General features: G+C 69.6%; 15 protein-coding genes. 12 read left to right on the top strand and 3 right to left on the bottom strand.

From position 1 onward, the window contains the following. Positions 1-80: 80 nt before the first annotated feature. The 5 genes from ACFHVL_RS29610 to ACFHVL_RS29590 all read left to right on the top strand — a co-directional run bounded on the left by ACFHVL_RS29610 (position 81) and on the right by ACFHVL_RS29590 (position 4,134). Positions 81-791 (top strand): trypsin-like serine peptidase, encoded by a 711-nt coding sequence (locus tag ACFHVL_RS29610; RefSeq protein WP_416631821.1) that lies wholly within the window; start codon positions 81-83, stop codon positions 789-791. 9 nt (positions 792-800) lie between these two features. Continuing rightward, on the top strand, positions 801-1,241 hold the full coding sequence (locus tag ACFHVL_RS29605; RefSeq protein WP_416631820.1) for a hypothetical protein: 441 nt from the start codon (positions 801-803) through the stop codon (positions 1,239-1,241). A 191-nt stretch (positions 1,242-1,432) separates the two neighbouring features. Further along, positions 1,433-2,560, top strand: a complete 1,128-nt coding sequence (locus ACFHVL_RS29600) for a hypothetical protein (protein WP_416631819.1) — start codon at positions 1,433-1,435, stop codon at positions 2,558-2,560. Between the two features lie 20 nt (positions 2,561-2,580). Continuing rightward, complete coding sequence (locus ACFHVL_RS29595) at positions 2,581-3,234, top strand: hypothetical protein (protein WP_416631818.1); 654 nt, start codon at positions 2,581-2,583, stop codon at positions 3,232-3,234. Between the two features lie 63 nt (positions 3,235-3,297). Then, the gene (locus tag ACFHVL_RS29590) at positions 3,298-4,134 is read left to right on the top strand and encodes an MOSC domain-containing protein (protein WP_416631817.1); all 837 of its coding nucleotides are present in this window, start codon (positions 3,298-3,300) and stop codon (positions 4,132-4,134) included. A 20-nt stretch (positions 4,135-4,154) separates the two neighbouring features. Here ACFHVL_RS29590 and ACFHVL_RS29585 read toward each other — a convergent pair whose 3' ends face one another. Next, complete coding sequence (locus ACFHVL_RS29585; protein ID WP_416631816.1) at positions 4,155-4,712, bottom strand: dihydrofolate reductase family protein; 558 nt, start codon at positions 4,710-4,712, stop codon at positions 4,155-4,157. Positions 4,713-4,761: 49 nt separating this feature from the next. Here ACFHVL_RS29585 and ACFHVL_RS29580 point away from each other — a divergent pair, with 49 nt between their 5' ends. The 3 genes from ACFHVL_RS29580 (at position 4,762) to ACFHVL_RS29570 (ending at position 7,408) form a co-directional block, all read left to right on the top strand. Next, entirely contained in the window at positions 4,762-5,706 is a 945-nt protein-coding gene (locus ACFHVL_RS29580; RefSeq protein WP_416631815.1) for an RNA polymerase sigma-70 factor, read from the top strand. 97 nt (positions 5,707-5,803) lie between these two features. Beyond that, positions 5,804-6,991 carry an NAD(P)/FAD-dependent oxidoreductase gene (locus ACFHVL_RS29575; RefSeq protein WP_416631813.1) on the top strand — a complete coding sequence of 396 codons (1,188 nt, stop codon included), beginning with the start codon at positions 5,804-5,806 and terminating at the stop codon, positions 6,989-6,991. Positions 6,992-7,225: 234 nt separating this feature from the next. Further along, complete coding sequence (locus ACFHVL_RS29570; RefSeq protein WP_416631812.1) at positions 7,226-7,408, top strand: hypothetical protein; 183 nt, start codon at positions 7,226-7,228, stop codon at positions 7,406-7,408. Here ACFHVL_RS29570 and ACFHVL_RS29565 read toward each other — a convergent pair. Further along, a complete protein-coding gene (locus tag ACFHVL_RS29565) occupies positions 7,401-8,690 on the bottom strand; it encodes an IS701 family transposase (protein WP_416631822.1) in 1,290 nt (429 codons plus the stop codon). The genes ACFHVL_RS29570 and ACFHVL_RS29565 overlap by 8 nt on opposite strands. Positions 8,691-8,886: 196 nt before the next feature. On the opposite strand from ACFHVL_RS29565, the gene ACFHVL_RS29560 reads away from it, so the two are divergent. Together ACFHVL_RS29560 and ACFHVL_RS29555 are read left to right on the top strand one after the other, a co-directional pair. Continuing rightward, a complete protein-coding gene (locus ACFHVL_RS29560) occupies positions 8,887-9,684 on the top strand; it encodes a trypsin-like serine peptidase (RefSeq protein WP_416631810.1) in 798 nt (265 codons plus the stop codon). A 132-nt stretch (positions 9,685-9,816) separates the two neighbouring features. Continuing rightward, a complete protein-coding gene (locus ACFHVL_RS29555; RefSeq protein WP_416631809.1) occupies positions 9,817-10,287 on the top strand; it encodes a carboxypeptidase-like regulatory domain-containing protein in 471 nt (156 codons plus the stop codon). An 81-nt stretch (positions 10,288-10,368) separates the two neighbouring features. Here the strand turns inward: ACFHVL_RS29555 and ACFHVL_RS29550 are convergent, their stop codons facing one another. Next, on the bottom strand, positions 10,369-12,273 hold the full coding sequence (locus ACFHVL_RS29550) for an ATP-binding protein (protein ID WP_416631808.1): 1,905 nt from the start codon (positions 12,271-12,273) through the stop codon (positions 10,369-10,371). A gap of 497 nt (positions 12,274-12,770) precedes the next feature. Between ACFHVL_RS29550 and ACFHVL_RS29545 the strand changes: the two genes are divergently transcribed. Beyond that, complete coding sequence (locus ACFHVL_RS29545; RefSeq protein ID WP_416631807.1) at positions 12,771-14,576, top strand: hypothetical protein; 1,806 nt, start codon at positions 12,771-12,773, stop codon at positions 14,574-14,576. Beyond that, complete coding sequence (locus tag ACFHVL_RS29540) at positions 14,566-15,219, top strand: hypothetical protein (protein ID WP_416631806.1); 654 nt, start codon at positions 14,566-14,568, stop codon at positions 15,217-15,219. The genes ACFHVL_RS29545 and ACFHVL_RS29540 overlap by 11 nt, the downstream gene beginning before the upstream one ends. The last annotated feature ends 32 nt before the right edge of the window (positions 15,220-15,251 follow it).

Genomic DNA, 15,251 nt, shown 5'->3' with positions numbered 1-15,251 from the left:
CGCAACTCGCCTCGTGTCCGGTTCTCAACACGGACAGAACCTCTCAAGCCGGAACAACGCCGGGGCCGTGAGCCAAACCGGTGGCCGCGACCATCGCGACGAACGAGATCAATGCCCCGGATCCGGTGACGAACTTCTCGATCACCAACGGCAAGCTGTTCATCGGCGGCTACGAGAGCGGCTCGTGGTGCTCCGCGTCGGCGATCAACACCTCGTCCAAGCGGGTGCTCATCACCGCTGGCCACTGCGTGCACACGGGACAGGGTGGCACCTGGCACAGCAACCTGGTTTTCGTGCCGCGCTACAACGCGTTCAACGCCGACCGCGACCCGGTGGGCCGGTTCCAGGCGTACCGGTTGCGGACATTCAACGAATGGATGAACAACAGCAACCTCAACCGGGACGTCGGTTGGGTGACCACGTTCTCCGGTGGTGACTGGAACACGACGGTCGTCGACACCGTCGGTGGACACGGCATGGCCTTCAACGGTGGCACCGGGTTCGACGTGTCGATCTTCGGCTACCCGAGCAACCACGACGGCGGGAACAGGATGTGGGCCTGTTGGGGCACCGCCGTCGACAACAGCATCTGGGATAACCGTTCGAAGATCACCTGCAACTTCGGCGGCGGCTCCTCGGGCGGCCCGTGGATCTGGAACTACAGCAACGCCAACGGGCTCGGCTATGTCCGCTCCGTCATGTCAACTGTCGATGGCGCCGGAGTCAACCGGGGGCCGTATTTCGACACGGCGGTCCGCGATGGCACCGACGCAGCCAACGGCGACTGGTAATCTGAGCCAATGCTGACCCGACAATCGCCTCGACTGGCAGTTCTGCTGCTGGTCGGGGCGACGGCTGCGCTGAGCGCCTGCGGCTCGGCGGCCGAGCCCGGCGGTAGCGCTAACGACGGAACCATCGCCACCCAGGCACCAACCGGTTCAGCGAGCCCCGAAGCGTTGCCGGACCGGGACGATCTGGTCGACCCACAGGTCGTCGACTGGCGCACCTGGCGGGCCGTCGACGACCGGACGCTCGAAGTCACCGTGACCGCCGGTCCCACTGACTGCTACGGCGCCGAGTCGGAGGTGGTGGAGAACGAGACGACGGTACGCGTCCGGATCCGGGTGGGCCTGCTGCCTGAGGCGGCCGACAAGGAATGCCCGGCCATCGCCACGGAATCGGCAGTCCTGGTGTCGCTCGCCGCCCCACTGGGCGACCGCGAGGTCGAGCACCTGACCTGACGCCCCGGTCCTGTGCGCGCCGACCGCTGCACGGCCGGACGCTCCCGCCGCCGTCCTTCAACGACTCGTGCGTGCGTACGGGCGGCGGGATGCTCACATTGGGGTGTGGTCGCTGTGCGACAGGCCGATCGGGTTGCGGGACGCGAGGCGGCCGGCGGGCACGGTTGACGGTGGTGGCTAGCGTCGGGCGCATGACAGGTGGGTTTCTCCGGCGATTCGTGGCCGTCCTCGGTGCCGCAGCGGTCGGCGCGGTCGCCACCGTCACGGCGGCTGGGCCGGCTGCGGCGGCCGTCACCCCGGCCGTGACCAGCTACGTGTGGGCCAGCAACCCCACCGCCGCGAGCTACACCGTGCCGATGTGGACCTCCGGCGGGCACACCTACTACTCGTACGCGAAGAATCCCGGCGGCGGGCCGATCACCGTGACCCGGTCCGGTGCCGGCGTCTACCAGGTGCGCTTCGGTGGGCTCGGGTCGCTGGTGACCGGCGGCGGGGGAGTGGTGCACGCCCAGGCGTACGGCGCGGCGGTCCGGTTCTGCACCGTCGGCTCCTGGTATCCGTCCGGCACCGATCTGCTGGTCAACGTCTACTGCTTCGGGTCCAGCGGTGCCCGACAGGACGCGTACTTCGTGGCGAACTTCGTCGAGGCCAGCGGCTCCACGCTCGCCGCCGACGGCGTGTCGTACCTCTGGTCGAATGATCCGACCTCGCCGATGTACACCCCGAACGCCTGGTACCGCTACGACGCCGGCGCGGGCACCCCGTGGGTGGCGCGGGACGCGCCCGGCTCGTACGCGGTGAAGCTGCCCGCCTCGGCCGGCCAGACCCAGCACACCTTTTATCAGATCACCGCCTACACGTCGGCGGCCGTGAAGTGCAAGGTGGTCGGCTACCTCGCGGACGGGATCGCCCGGGTATGGTGCCGGGACGCCTCCGGAGCCTTCGTCGACTCCCGGTTCACCATCACCTGGACGATTCACAACCTGCTGCAGCAGATCGCCCCGACGGCGCTGGCGACGGTGGACGACGCGTACCCGTCGGGTGGGCCGGCACCGGCGATCACCTGGACCAACGGCAGCTCGGTTAGTGGCGACTACGCCGTGACCCGCACCGGCACCGGGCGGTACGAGACGTTCTTCCCGCAGATCATCGACTACTCCGGGCACGCCGTGGCGTACGCGACCGGCTACCAGGACGCCCACTGCCACGTGCAGTACTGGCACCCGGTCGGCACCGCTGACATGACGGTCGGCGTGACCTGTGTGAACAGCGCCGGCACCCCGGTCAACACCCCGTTCACGGTCGGCTTCACCTGGTAGTGCAGACCTGGCAGGGGAGTGTGCCGTTCCGGTGGGACCTGGTCACGCCGGACCAGCTCGGAACGTTGCTCGACGGTGCCGTACCGCCGGACCTGTGGTTCGTCGACGACCTCGTCAGCTGCGCGGGGAAGGTGCTGGCCCGCAGCGGAAACGGTGACCTGTACTTCGTCGGCAGATCGTTGGACTCGATGTTCGACCTGCTCGGCGGAGTGTTCGCCGGACCCGTCGGCGTCCAGCGACTGTATCGGCTCCCGCTGTCGTTCCAACGGTCGGCGGCCAGGTCCGGGAGCCGGTGGCGGTGGCGTCCGTTGACCCGCGCCGAGGTGACCCAGGGGCGACAGTTCCTTGGCGCGGTCGGGCTGACGCCACATGCGCTGGCCCGGCGGGACCGGCCTGCGGTCCTGGTTGACGTCGTGCATCGAGGTGCGACGTTCACCGAACTGTTCACCCTGCTGCGCGACTGGATCGACGCCGACCGCGAGCCATGGCCGGTCATCCGCCGCAAGCTGCGCTTCGTCGGCGTCACCAGTCGGACCAGAACCAGCCCGAACACGTACCGGTGGCAGCAGCACGCCGACTGGACCCGGACGCTGCCCGCCGCCGCCGTGGGACGCGACCACGCACTCGCGCAGCCCTGGCTACGCACCCTCGACACCAACCTCACGAGGAGCTGACCGACAGCCTCAGATGTTCAGCTAGATTTCCTGTGCATGGGTCACGGTCGTCAGGTGGGCAGGGTGCGGCAACTGTCGCGCTACCCGGTCAAGTCGATGCTCGGAGAGGACCTGGACCAGGCGTACGTGGACGAGGCGGGCATCGCCGGTGACCGGGCCTTCGCGGTGCTCGACTGTGTCACCGGCAAGGTGGCCAGCGCCAAGAACCCGCGCCTGTGGCGGGACATGCTCACCGTACGGTCCACGCTGACGTCCCCCGACGCCACCGGCGCCCCGGCGGTCCGGCTGACCATGGCGGACGGTACGACCGAGACCGTGACGGTGACCGGTCACCCCGATCCGGCGCTGTCCACGCTGCTGGGCCGGGAGGTGCGCCTGCTCGACCGGGCCACCCCGGGCGCGAGCGTCGAGCGGATGGACCCGGACCAGGTACGCACCGAGGACGACCTGTCCCGCGCGCAGACCGGCAGCTCCATGCTGGCGGCCGGCTCCCCACCCGGCACGTTCTTCGACTTCGCGCCTCTGCATCTGATGACGACCGCGACGCTGGCCGCCCTGGCGGCCCACTCCGGACGGCCGGTTGACGACCAGCGTTTCCGGCCCAACATCGTCGTCGAGGTGCCCGACCCGGGCGCTGGCTTCGCCGAGAACCTCTGGCCGGGGCGTCGGCTGCGGATCGGCGCCGACGTGGTCGCCGAGGTCGTCATCGCGACCCCACGGTGCGTGGTGCCGGCGCTGCGGCACGGTGACGTCGAGCCGGACGTCGCGCTGCTGCAGGTGCTGAGCCGGCACAACCGCCTGCGCCTGGCGGGCGTCGGCGTTCTGCCCTGTGCCGGGGTGTACGCCCGCCCGCTGGAGTTCGGCGTCATCCACCCCGGTGACCCGGTCGAGTTCTGCTGACCGTACCCGTACCCGGTGATTCAGCGCGTACGGCGGTAGTGCATGGCCACCGCGCCGTTGCGCAGCGGCTCCGCCGAGAGCAGTTCGAGCTGGCGCGTGCCGGGCAGCCCGCCCTGGTACAGCGTCGGGCCGTGGCCGGCGATCCTGGGATGGACGAGCAGCTGGTACTCGTCGATCAGGTCCAGCCGGTCGAGCTCGGTCGCGAGCGTGCCGCTGCCGAGGAGGACCCCGGCCGGGGTCGCGTCCTTGAGCTTCTGCACGCCCTCGCGCAGATCACCGGCGATGTGGTGACTGTTGGTCCACGGGAAGTCGGTGCGCGTCGACGACACCACGTACTTGGGTTTGGCCTCCAGCTTCACCGCCCACTCGCGGATCGCCGGCGGCGCCTCCTGGTCGCCGCGGGCGACGGCCGGCCAGTAGCTCTCCATCATCTCGTAGGTGACCCGGCCCCACAGCATCGCCCCGCCCTCGTCCATGAGCCGGGTGAAGAAGGCGTGCGTCTCGTCGTCGGCGATCCCCTCCTGATGGTCGACGCAACCGTCCAGGGTGACGTTGAGGCTGAAGGTGAGCAGTCCCATGGCCTGCGAGTCTAACGCCGGCTCGACGGCCGGACCTACGATCGGGGCCATGGCCCTGACAGCGGACGACGTCGACCGGTTCGAGGCCGCCCGGCCGCGCCTCGCGGCGATCGCCTACCGGCTGCTCGGCTCAGCCAGCGAAGCCGAGGACGCCGTCCAGGAGACGTTCCTACGCTGGCAGGCCGCCGACGTCGACCGGATCGATGTCCCCGAGGCCTGGCTGACGAAGGTCCTCACCAACCTGTGCCTCAACCAGTTGACCTCCGCGCGGGCCCGCCGCGAGACGTATGTCGGGCAGTGGCTGCCCGAGCCGCTGCTCGCCGGCGACCCGATGCTCGGCCCGGCCGACACCGCCGAACAACGCGAATCCGTCTCGTACGCCGTCCTCGCCCTGATGGAACGGCTGACGCCGCAGGAGCGGGCCGTGTACGTCCTGCGGGAGGCGTTCGACTACCCGCACCGCGACATCGCCGGCATCCTCGGCGTCTCCGAGGCCGCCAGCCAGCAGCTCCTGCACCGGGCCCGGCAGCACCTCGCCGACGGCCGGGCCCGGGCCGAGGTCGACCAGGCCGCCGCCCGGCGCGTCGTCGCGGAGTTCCTGGCCGCCGCCACCAGCGGCCGGATCGAACCACTGGTACGCCTGCTCACCGGCGACGCCGTTTCGATCGGCGACGGCGGCGGAAAGATCCCGGCCCGCGCCACGCCGGTCGTCGGTGCCGTCGCGGTCGCGAGGTTCCTGCGCGGCCTGTTCACCCCGGGGGCGGCCAAGCGTGCCCTGCTCGGCGGCATGCCCGAGCTGTACGCCTGGACCGCCAACGGTGACCCGGCCGTCGTGGCCGTCGTCGACGGCCGGGTCATCGGCGTCATCTGTCTGCAGATCACCGCCGGGGGCATCGCCGTGCTCCGCAGTCAGGCCAACCCCGACAAGCTGCGCCGGGCCACCGCGTCCTGGGCAGCCGTCGACCACGGGGAACCACTGTTCACCGCCTTCTGACCGCAGCGTGTGAGGTGCTTCACGTCGCGGGTGTGTCAGCAACCGCGGGGCTGCCCGGTTCAGGTGGTGTCACACCCCGTGCAGACAGGAGCCTGACATGCGACACCGCATCACCGTCCTCGGTGCCGGCTACGCCGGAGCCGTCACCGCCGGCCGCCTCGCCCGCCGGCTCGACCCCGACGACGTCGCCATCACCATCGTCAACGCCGGACCCGACTTCGTCGAACGCATACGGATGCACCAGCTGGCGACCGGCCAGGACCCGACACCCCGGCCGTTGCGGGGGATGTTCGCCGGCACCGGCGTCGAGGTGCGGCTCGCGACGGTCACCGACGTCGACGTCGACGCCAGGACCGTCGCGGTCACCGACTCCGCCGCCGGCAGCAGCACCGACGTGCTCGGCTACGACACTCTCGTCTACGCCCTCGGCAGCGGCTGGGATCCCGGTGACGTCCCCGGCGTCGCCGAGCACGCCGACGAGATCGCCAGCAGGGCGGGAGCGCTGCGGCTACGGCAACGCCTCGCCGGCCTCGCCGGCGGGCAGCCGGTCGTCGTGGTCGGCGGCGGGCTGACCGGCCTGGAAGCGGCGACCGAGATCGCCGAGGCCCGCCCGGACCTCGCCGTCGCCCTCGCCGTCCGTGACGGTCTCGGCGACACCCTCTCGCCGAAGGGCCGCGCGCACCTGCGCACCGTCCTCGACAGGCTCGGCGTCACCGTGCACGAGCACACCACCGTCACCGGTGTCGACACCGACCGGGTCACCACCGCTGACGGCGGCTTGATCCCGGCGGCGGTCACGGTCTGGACCGCCGGGTTCGCCGTTCACCCCATCGCCCGTACGACCGGATTGAAGGTCGCCGACAGCGGCCAGATCGTGGTCGACGGGATGATGCGCTCGGTGTCGCACCCGGACGTCTACGCCGTCGGCGACGCGGCCCGGGTGACCGGCCCCGGCGGCCGGCCGCTGCGGATGTCGTGCGCCTCCGGTTTGCCGACCGCGTGGCAGGCCGCCGACGCGATCGTGGCCCGGATGACCGGCGGGAAACCGCCGAATACGCCGCTGCGCTACTTCAACCAGTGCATCTCGCTGGGCCGCCGCGAGGGCCTGATCCAGTACGTCACCGCCGACGACCGGGCCACGTCGACGGTGCTCACCGGGCGGCTAGCCGCCCGCTACAAGGAACTGGTCTGCAAGGGCGCCGCCTGGGGCGTCGCCAACCCGACCCTGCGGCTGCCGACCCGCCGTCGACGCATAGCCCGGGTCAGGGCTGGAACACAACTGTGATGGTGCGGCGTTCGTCCGAGACCGGCTCCGACCGGTACCGACTCGGACCCATACGACCTGGTGGGGAGCTGTCCACCCCGAGTGCGGCAGCGAGCCGATCGCATAGGCGGTGATCGAATAATTGGCAGTTCATGGACAGTAGCCTTGCCGACCAAAAGAACGCGACGAGGATTCATCTATGGGAGCACGTCCGAGCAGGGCGCATCAGACACCCACCTCGTCATCGGAGGTTCCATGGACAAGAAGGCGTACCGGACGCTCAGTGTCCTCGTCGCCACGGCGGCGTTGACGCTGGCTGCCGTGGCGACACCCGCCGTTGCCACACCCATCAGCGCTATCGACATGGCTACACCGGTCTCCGACACCGGTGACACCATCAACCCGGCGCTAGTACGGCAGCCCGGGTTCGTTATGTAGATGCCGGTTGATGGATTGCGTGGTCGCGGCAGCGGTAGTGGCTGGTCCGGGCGCGTGCCTGGTGTCGACGCCGCCAGTGTGACCAGGCCAGCCAGTGGCTGATCGGGTGGACGGTGTTGGTGATCAGCTTCGCGAAGAGGCGGCGGATCTCGGGCAGGGTCAACGCGATCACTGTCTGATCGGCTGTGGTGCGGTCACGGTGTTCGCGGGCTGCGATCACGGTCAGGATCGCGTGGGCGAGCATGACGAGGGTGACGTGGCGGTGCCAGGCGTGCCAGCGGCGGACCTGGGGCTCGTCCAGGCCGATGGCCTTACCGGTCTGGAAGCAGGTCTCGATCGACCATCGGGTCCCGGCCACGCGCACGAGCGTGCGCAGTGGAGTCGGGTGGGCCGACCAGCAGTGGTAGAAGGCCAACTCGCCGTCGCTGATCCGGCGGCGGATCAGCAGGGTGTGCCGGCCGGGGGTCTCGTCGGCGGGTGCGGTGATGGCGATCCAGGCCCAGTCGTAGTAGCGGGAGCCTTTCGACCCGACGCCGGCGGGCAGGCGGTTCCAGGCTCGGGTGGGCAGGTCGGCGGCGAGCCGGTCAGCACGCCGTGGGCCGTCGACCGGACGGGCGGTGACCCGGTGGCTCTTCGCCACGGCCAGGACGTAGCCGATCTCCCTGGCCTGCAGACCGCGGCGCAGGTGCCGGTCACCGCCGTAGGCCTCGTCCGCGGTGACCCACGCCGCGGGCACGTTCGCGTCGAGGACACGGGTGAGCATCCGCCGGGCCAGTACGAGCTTGGTCGCGAACTCGACATCGGCGGGGATGCCGGCGGCGGCGCACCGGTCCGGGTCGTCGGTCCATGCCTTGGGCAGGTAGACCTCCCTGTCGATCAACGTGTGACCGCCCGGGGCGGCGTAGGCGAGGTATACCGCGACCTGCGCGTTCTCGACCCGCCCCGCCGTGCCGGTGTACTGCCGCTGCACCCCGACGGTGTGTACGCCCTTCTTCAGGTCACCGGTGTCGTCCAGGATCAGAACCCCGCCCGGGTCGCCGATCGCGTCGATGACGTACCCACGCACGTCGTCACGCACCGCGTCGGCGTCCCACACCGCCTCACCCAACAATCGCTGCATCGCGTGCGGTGAGGCGTCCCCTGCCCGTTCCGCCAACTGCCAGCACGATCGGGTGTCCACATCCGACAACAGCCCGAGCAGGAACGAGCGGGCCTGCCTGCGTGGTTCCACCCGCCCGAACCGGCCCGCGATCCACGCGAACCCGGCGTCGAACTCCGTCAGCCAACTTTCGGCGTCTACGCTGTGCCCAGCGGCCGCCGCGCGATCTTCGCTTGTCTTCACAAACAGTGCATGATCAACCGGCGGCCGTCCTCGTGCCCGCAGACACGCCGACCAGCCCCGACCGAGCTGAACTCATCGCCAGTCATCTACATAACGAACCCGGGCTGCCGTACTAGCCGAGCAGATCGACGAGACGATGGTCAGGGCCACCCGCCCGGCCTTGCAGCGCGTCGCCGACGGGGCGGACGGCGTGCACCCTGGCGATGTCGAAGGCAAGACCGAGCCAAGCAAGATCGGCATCAGTAGCATCGTCGGCCCGGACAACCGCTACCAGACGACGCCGGCAGATTGGTGGCCGGCGAGCTCCACGGTCGCCATCACCCGCACCAGCGGTGGGGTCACCCGGGGGCACTGCACCGGTTGGATGATCGGTGCCGACACACTGATCACCGCCGGGCACTGCGTCTACCCCCGTAACGGCACCGCGTGGTACCCACGCAACGAGTTTACTGTCTGGCCGGGACGCGACGGCGGCTCCACGCCGTACGGTTCGTGCACCGTGGCCAGCCTGCACTCGGTCGGGGGATGGGTGAACAGCTTCATCAACGGCTACGATTACGGTGCCATGAAGCTCAACTGTACGGTCGGCAACAACACCGGCACCTTTGGTTTCATGTGGACCTCCGCCAGTCAGAACGGCACCGCGACCTACAACCGGGGCTACAGCGGGGACAAGCCGTTCGGCACCCAATGGGCCAGCTACGACCAGATTCGGGCGACCCAGTCCATCGAGTTGTTCTATCAGCACGACACGGTCGGCGGCAACAGCGGCGGACCTGTCTACACGTACTCGGTCGCCGACTGTGGTCCGTGCGCGGTGGCGGTACACGCACACGGCTTCCACGGCAGCGGCGCACCGAACAACAACCACAACAGCGGACCGCGCATCACCGAGCCCACGTTCAACAACTTCCTCTACTGGCGCGACCTGTAGCGCAGCACCGACCGGTCCTGGCGGTGACCGCGTGCCGGTCACCGGCCAGGACCGGCGTTGGGTAGCGAGCACCGTCTCCCAAAGTGCTGCTACTGTACGTATTGAATCAATGACTCGATTCGAGGACTGGCCATGAACCCAGCACGACGTGCGCTTCTGTCGATGCTGTTCGTCAGCCTGCTGGTAGCCGGCTGCGCGACCGAATCATCGAATCCGTCCGGCTTGTCGAACACCCCCGACCCGTCAGCGCCGACCGGCCCGGATACCCCCGTCTCGGACCAGCATCAGTCGGATGCGCCCCCACCGGCGTCGCCCAGTTCGGCAGCCGGTCGAGGTACGGCGATCATCGAGGTACGGAATCCGGCAGGCGAACCGCTGCCATTGATCCCGGTGGAGGCACGTACGGTCGGCTGGCCGATGCCTGTTGAGCTGTCCATGGATATCGCCCGGATGACCGACGCCGGTGGCAGGTACACCTGGACAGATCTGCCGCCGGGGGAGTACGAGTTCACCGTACGTATCCCGGGCGAGAACGCTACCGCTGCCCAGCGGGTGACGGTGGTGGCGGACGAGCTCAGCCGGATGTCGCTGACGCTCGGCTGACGATGAGGGTTGGACCGGCAGGATCCCGGCTATAGAAGGTGCCCTCTGAACTGGAAGGATAGGAGTTTCTGCCGCTTCTATTCAACCGAGCTCAGGACGAACCGCGTCGGTGGATCGAGGCTTGGCGCAGCGGGCGCGCACAGCGCCGGCGTCCGGGTGGCCGGACGCCTCGAGGTGGTCGCCGCCGGCCGCCTCGGCGCAGCCGGCGGTACGCCAGTTCGTCGCCGCCCCGTGCCGGTTGCCGATCCCGGTGTTGACGCTCAACGCCTGCCGGCACAGCTCCAGCGACCGCAGGTCGTACCCGAGGGCTTCCGCGTCGCGGCCCTGCCGCTCCAGCACCCGGGCGATGTTCACGTGGGTCTGCGCCTGGTTGGCCCGGTCCCCGACGGCCACGAACCCCTCCAGCGCCTGCGCCAGGTGCCGCGCGGCCTCGTCCGGCCGGTCCAGTTGGGCCAACGCCCGGCCCAGGTTGCGGTGCAGCTGCGCCTGCGCCGCCCGGTCGGCCAGCCGCACTGCCGACGGCAACGCGGCATCCTGCACCGCGAGTTGGTCGTGCCACCGGGCCCGCAGGTTGACGTAGCTGGTCAGGCTCCAGGCCATCTCCCAGGCGTGCCGGTCCCATCGATCGCGCGCCGCCAGATCGACCGTGGCGAGCAGTACCCGGTGCTCGGCCACCAGCCAGCGCATCGCCGCCGCGCTGTCGGCCGGCGCCGGGACGACCACCCCGGCCTGCGGGCAGTCCAGCAGGATCGGGTCCCGGTGCGGATACAGCAGCCGGTCGGCGGCGTACGCGGTGTGCAGACAATGGTCGAGCAGCCGCCCGGTCGCGGCCAGCCGGTGCGCCGCCGGCTCCTCGGCGTCGGCCAGTTCGGCGGCGTACGCCCGGAGCAGGTCATGGGCCATGTACCGGCCGGGGGAGTGCTCCGTGATCAGGTTGGCGCGGGTCAGCACCGCCAGCAGCCGGCGGACGGCGGGCATCGGGGCACCAACCAGACTCGCCGCCGCCGGCACCGTCAGCTCCGGCCCGGGATGCAGCCCGATCAGGCGGAACAGCCCGGCGGCGGCCGGATCCAGCGCCCGGTACGACCAGGAGAAGACGGCCCGTACGTCGGCGGCCGGATCCCCACCGTCGAACGGGTCGAGCCCGGCACCGGCCTGCGCCAGCTCGGCGGCCAGGTCGGGCAGCGAGGCCGCCCGGTTCACCACGACCCGCGCCGAGGCGACGGCGAGCGCCAGCGGCAGCCGGGCAAACCGTTCGATGATCTGCGCGGCGGCGGCCGGCTCCGCCCGCACCCGGGCTTGCCCCAGCCGGGTGGCCAGGAACCGCCGGGCTTCGGGATCGGTGAACAGCTCCAGGGCGACCGGCCGGGCACCGTTGATGGCGACCAGACCGCCGAGCTGTTCCCGACTGGTCACCACGGTGACGCAGCCCGGGGCGCCGGGTAGCAGCGGGCGGACCTGCTCGGCGTCGCGGGCGTTGTCCAGCAGCACCAGCATCCGTCGGCCGGCGACCAGGCTGCGGTAACGGGTGGTCTGCGCGGCCAGCCCGATCGGGACCCGCTGCGGGGCCACCCCGAGTGCGGTCAGGAATCCGCGCACCACCTCGGCCGGGTCCAAGGCGGTGCCGGCCGGGTCGAAGCCGCGCAGGTTCACATACAACTGTCCATCGGGGAACCGGTCGGTGACCCGGTGTGCCCAGTGCGGCACGAGGGTGCTCTTGCCGACGCCGGCCGTGCCGGCCACCACCGCCAGTGGGCTTCCCTCGAGTCCTTGTGGCTCGGCGAGTAGGTCGTCCAACTCGGCGAGCTCGGCGACCCGGCCGGTGAAGGCGGACGGCGCGGCCGGCAGTTGCCGGGGCGGCGGGGCCGCCGCCGGTACGCGGTTCGCCTTGCGCTGACCGGCGTGCCCACCGACGGCCTGGCCATCCAGGCGATCTGCGCCTGAGCTGACGGCGACCGGGTCACCGGGGTCGATGGAGACAACCAACCGCACAGTGAAGGCCGATGGGCCGCAGGTGGCATCCGCCGTCTGCGGCCCATCGCCGGTGGCCCTGACCGCCGGGACCGCGGCGCCGGTTGTTCCAGGTCAAGGGCTTAGGCTCGCCTCAGAATCCCTCAGAGCCCGCCTCCGTCCTGGCGGCACGCGGCTTCGACGTCGCCTACTTCTCCGCTGGCCGATAGGAGCGATGTCGAGCTGAGCGGTGAGCAGCGGTCGGGCTGCCCGTCGGCGAGGCTGAGCACCATCGGCAATAGCGTCGGCCCTGACTGTCGAGTGGGCTGATCCGTGCTCAAACAATCGGGCGAGGCAGGGCCACACGGTGACACTGTCGCTGATCCATCCGTCTATGTTGGCGACAGTGTCGCCGATCGTGGGCGAGTGGTCACATACACTGATGTATGTCCGACGCGCTGATCATGTTTGGTCGAGCGGAGATACTCCGCCTCGTCCGGGAATGCACTGCGTGGTCGTTGCCGGGACGTCCGTTGCCGGTCGTGTTGCTCTTCGGCCCTGCCGGTGGCGGCAAGACCACCACCCTGCAGATCGTGCAGAACATCACCGAGAAGCTGCACACCGCCTATGTCGACGTGGCGGCCAGGGGCTTTCACTCGAATATCGAGATCATCACGGATCTCACAGCACAGCTGAGCCTGGCGCGTCAAGGGCTGGGCACGTTGCGCTTTCCTCGCTTCCTGCTGGGACAGCTTGCTCTGCAACTTCACGCTCCGGACAATTCGACACTGCCCAGCAAACAGCAGGTCCGTGATCTGCTGGCGTCCCTCAAGGCCCACCGGATGCCGGCGGACATTCGGGACCTCGTCAGCAAGGCTACCGATCTCGGTGTGAACTCCGCCGGGATGGCGGTGCCGGGTGGGACCACGGACACGCTGATGGCCGCCGTCGAAGTCGCCTTCAGCCGGTGGCGTACGAGTGGGGAGAAATGGTGGGCGGCCGCCGGCCGCCCCACACCGGACGCGCTGCTCGAATTGCATCGCATGCACCACAACGGCGTCAGCCACGAGCGTCAGCAGGCGCAGGACAAGCTGATGCAGGCGTTCCTGGCGGATCTGCGGAGCAGCTACGCCGACTCCGTGTGGCGTTCGCAGGGCGATGTGGCGAGCCCAGTACTGCTGGACAATGTCCACACCGATGCCGGTCAAAGGTTCCTGGACTTATTGGTCCGGGCCCGTAACCAGCACCCGGACCTGGTCGATCCACTTCTCGTGGTCGGCACCACCGGGCGGTCCCTGCGGGACGTCGCACGTCCGGGATCAGCCGGGTCCATGCCGTCGCTGGCACCGCTGAACTACGCGGCGTGGCGCGAGCGGTGGACTCCGGACGAGGCTTCGACGTGGTACTTCCCGATCTGGTTGCGGGACCTCAGCGAGGACGACTCTGCCCGATGGGCTCGCCAGCACGGCATCTACGACAGGTGGACGGTCGCGGCGGTTCACCGCCTGACCGGCGGTCATCGGCTCGGCACCGTCGAGCTGCTCACCACCGGCACCGAGCGGGCAGGGGCCGACGTCGGTCGGCCCAGGATCAGAACGCTCGGCGTACCACGCAGTGACGGCGGGACACTCGCCGACGCCCTGCTGCGCCAGCTGCTGGTCGATGTCCCGACCGAGTACCACGACCTTTTGATCACCTGCTCGGCGTGCCGGAGCCCGACACCCACCGAGATTCAGGCCGCGGTGGGTAACGCCTCCATCCACGCGGCCGACGACCTGCGACTGTTGCTCGACCAACGGCTGTGGCTCGAGCCCGGTGCGCCGAGCTCGGTACACCCGTTCCTCAGACGGCTGCTGCACCTGCACCTGCAGTCCCGGCCGGACGACCACCCGGACAACTGGGTGGCTGTGCACGACCGGCTCCGCCTGTACTGCTTCGAGGCCGAAGACACCATCGGATCATTCCATCACCTCCTCGCTCTGCACGAGGTGCGGGAGGTCGTCGACCATCTGGAGCAGACACTCGACGGCGACGGCGACTGGTTGTCCTCGCTGAAACAGATCACGGCCGCACCGAACCGGCTGGCGAAGACCGGCGACATCCATCCCCGAACGGTCGTCCCCTGGGCGTCGGAGGCCGAGCGGCGTGTCCGTACCGTCGCCCTGCTCGTCGCCGGGCTCTGGATCCAGTCCGATCCGCTAACGGCGAGCCAGCCGAGGTTGCTCCGCAACACGGCCCACCAGTTCACCGAGCTCGCCAGCCTCGTACCGAGGCTGTCCGACACGTTGTTCACGATGGCCGAGGAATGCCGCCGGGAGGCAAACACCTATGACCTATGAACCGGTCGAGCCGACCAGACCGCGGTGGCGCCGGTGGCTGCCCGGTGTCGTCATCGTGGTGCTCGTGGCCGCGCTTCTCGGTACCGGCATCGTGTTCTACCTCAACGACCGCCAGACGTGCGGCCACGGGGTGACCAGGTTCGACGGCACCCGGGAATGCGTGGGGATCACCGACGGTGCCTTCCATTTCGAGCTCGATGGCCCCGACGGGCAGAGCGCGAACCTGAAGAGGGTGCTGGAGCTGATCAATGAGGCGAACCGGCGGGTGCGGGAGGGCGGCGGACCCTGGTTCAGCGTGGCCTACGTGCTGCCGATGCCATGGGGAAATCAAGGGGCCTACCCCGCCACCAACGTCGTCAGCCAACTCTACGGCGCGTACGCCGCGCAGACGCAGGCAAACGAGCGCAGCGAGCGGTTGAAGGTGCGCCTGCTGGTGGCGAACACCGGGCACGACGGTGTCGCTTGGGAGCAGGTCGCGGAGGACCTGATCGAGCGACGCGGCTCGGAGCACCTCGCGGCCGTGGCTGGGCTGGGCCCGAGCCTGGACACCACGAAGGAGTTCGTCGCCCGGCTGTCCGACGCCAGGATCCCGATGGTGGGCGCCACCCACGGCCCCGGCGTTGTTCCTCTATGCCTGATTTGATCACGGTTTGTTAGATGCGGTAGACGGCGAAG

Origin of the sequence: Micromonospora sp. LOL_023 (assembly GCF_048060115.1) — a bacterium.
Lineage (GTDB): Bacteria > Actinomycetota > Actinomycetes > Mycobacteriales > Micromonosporaceae > Micromonospora_E.
The sequence above is the reverse complement of the archived record's forward strand: the minus strand, read 5'-3'. Positions and strand labels throughout refer to the sequence as shown.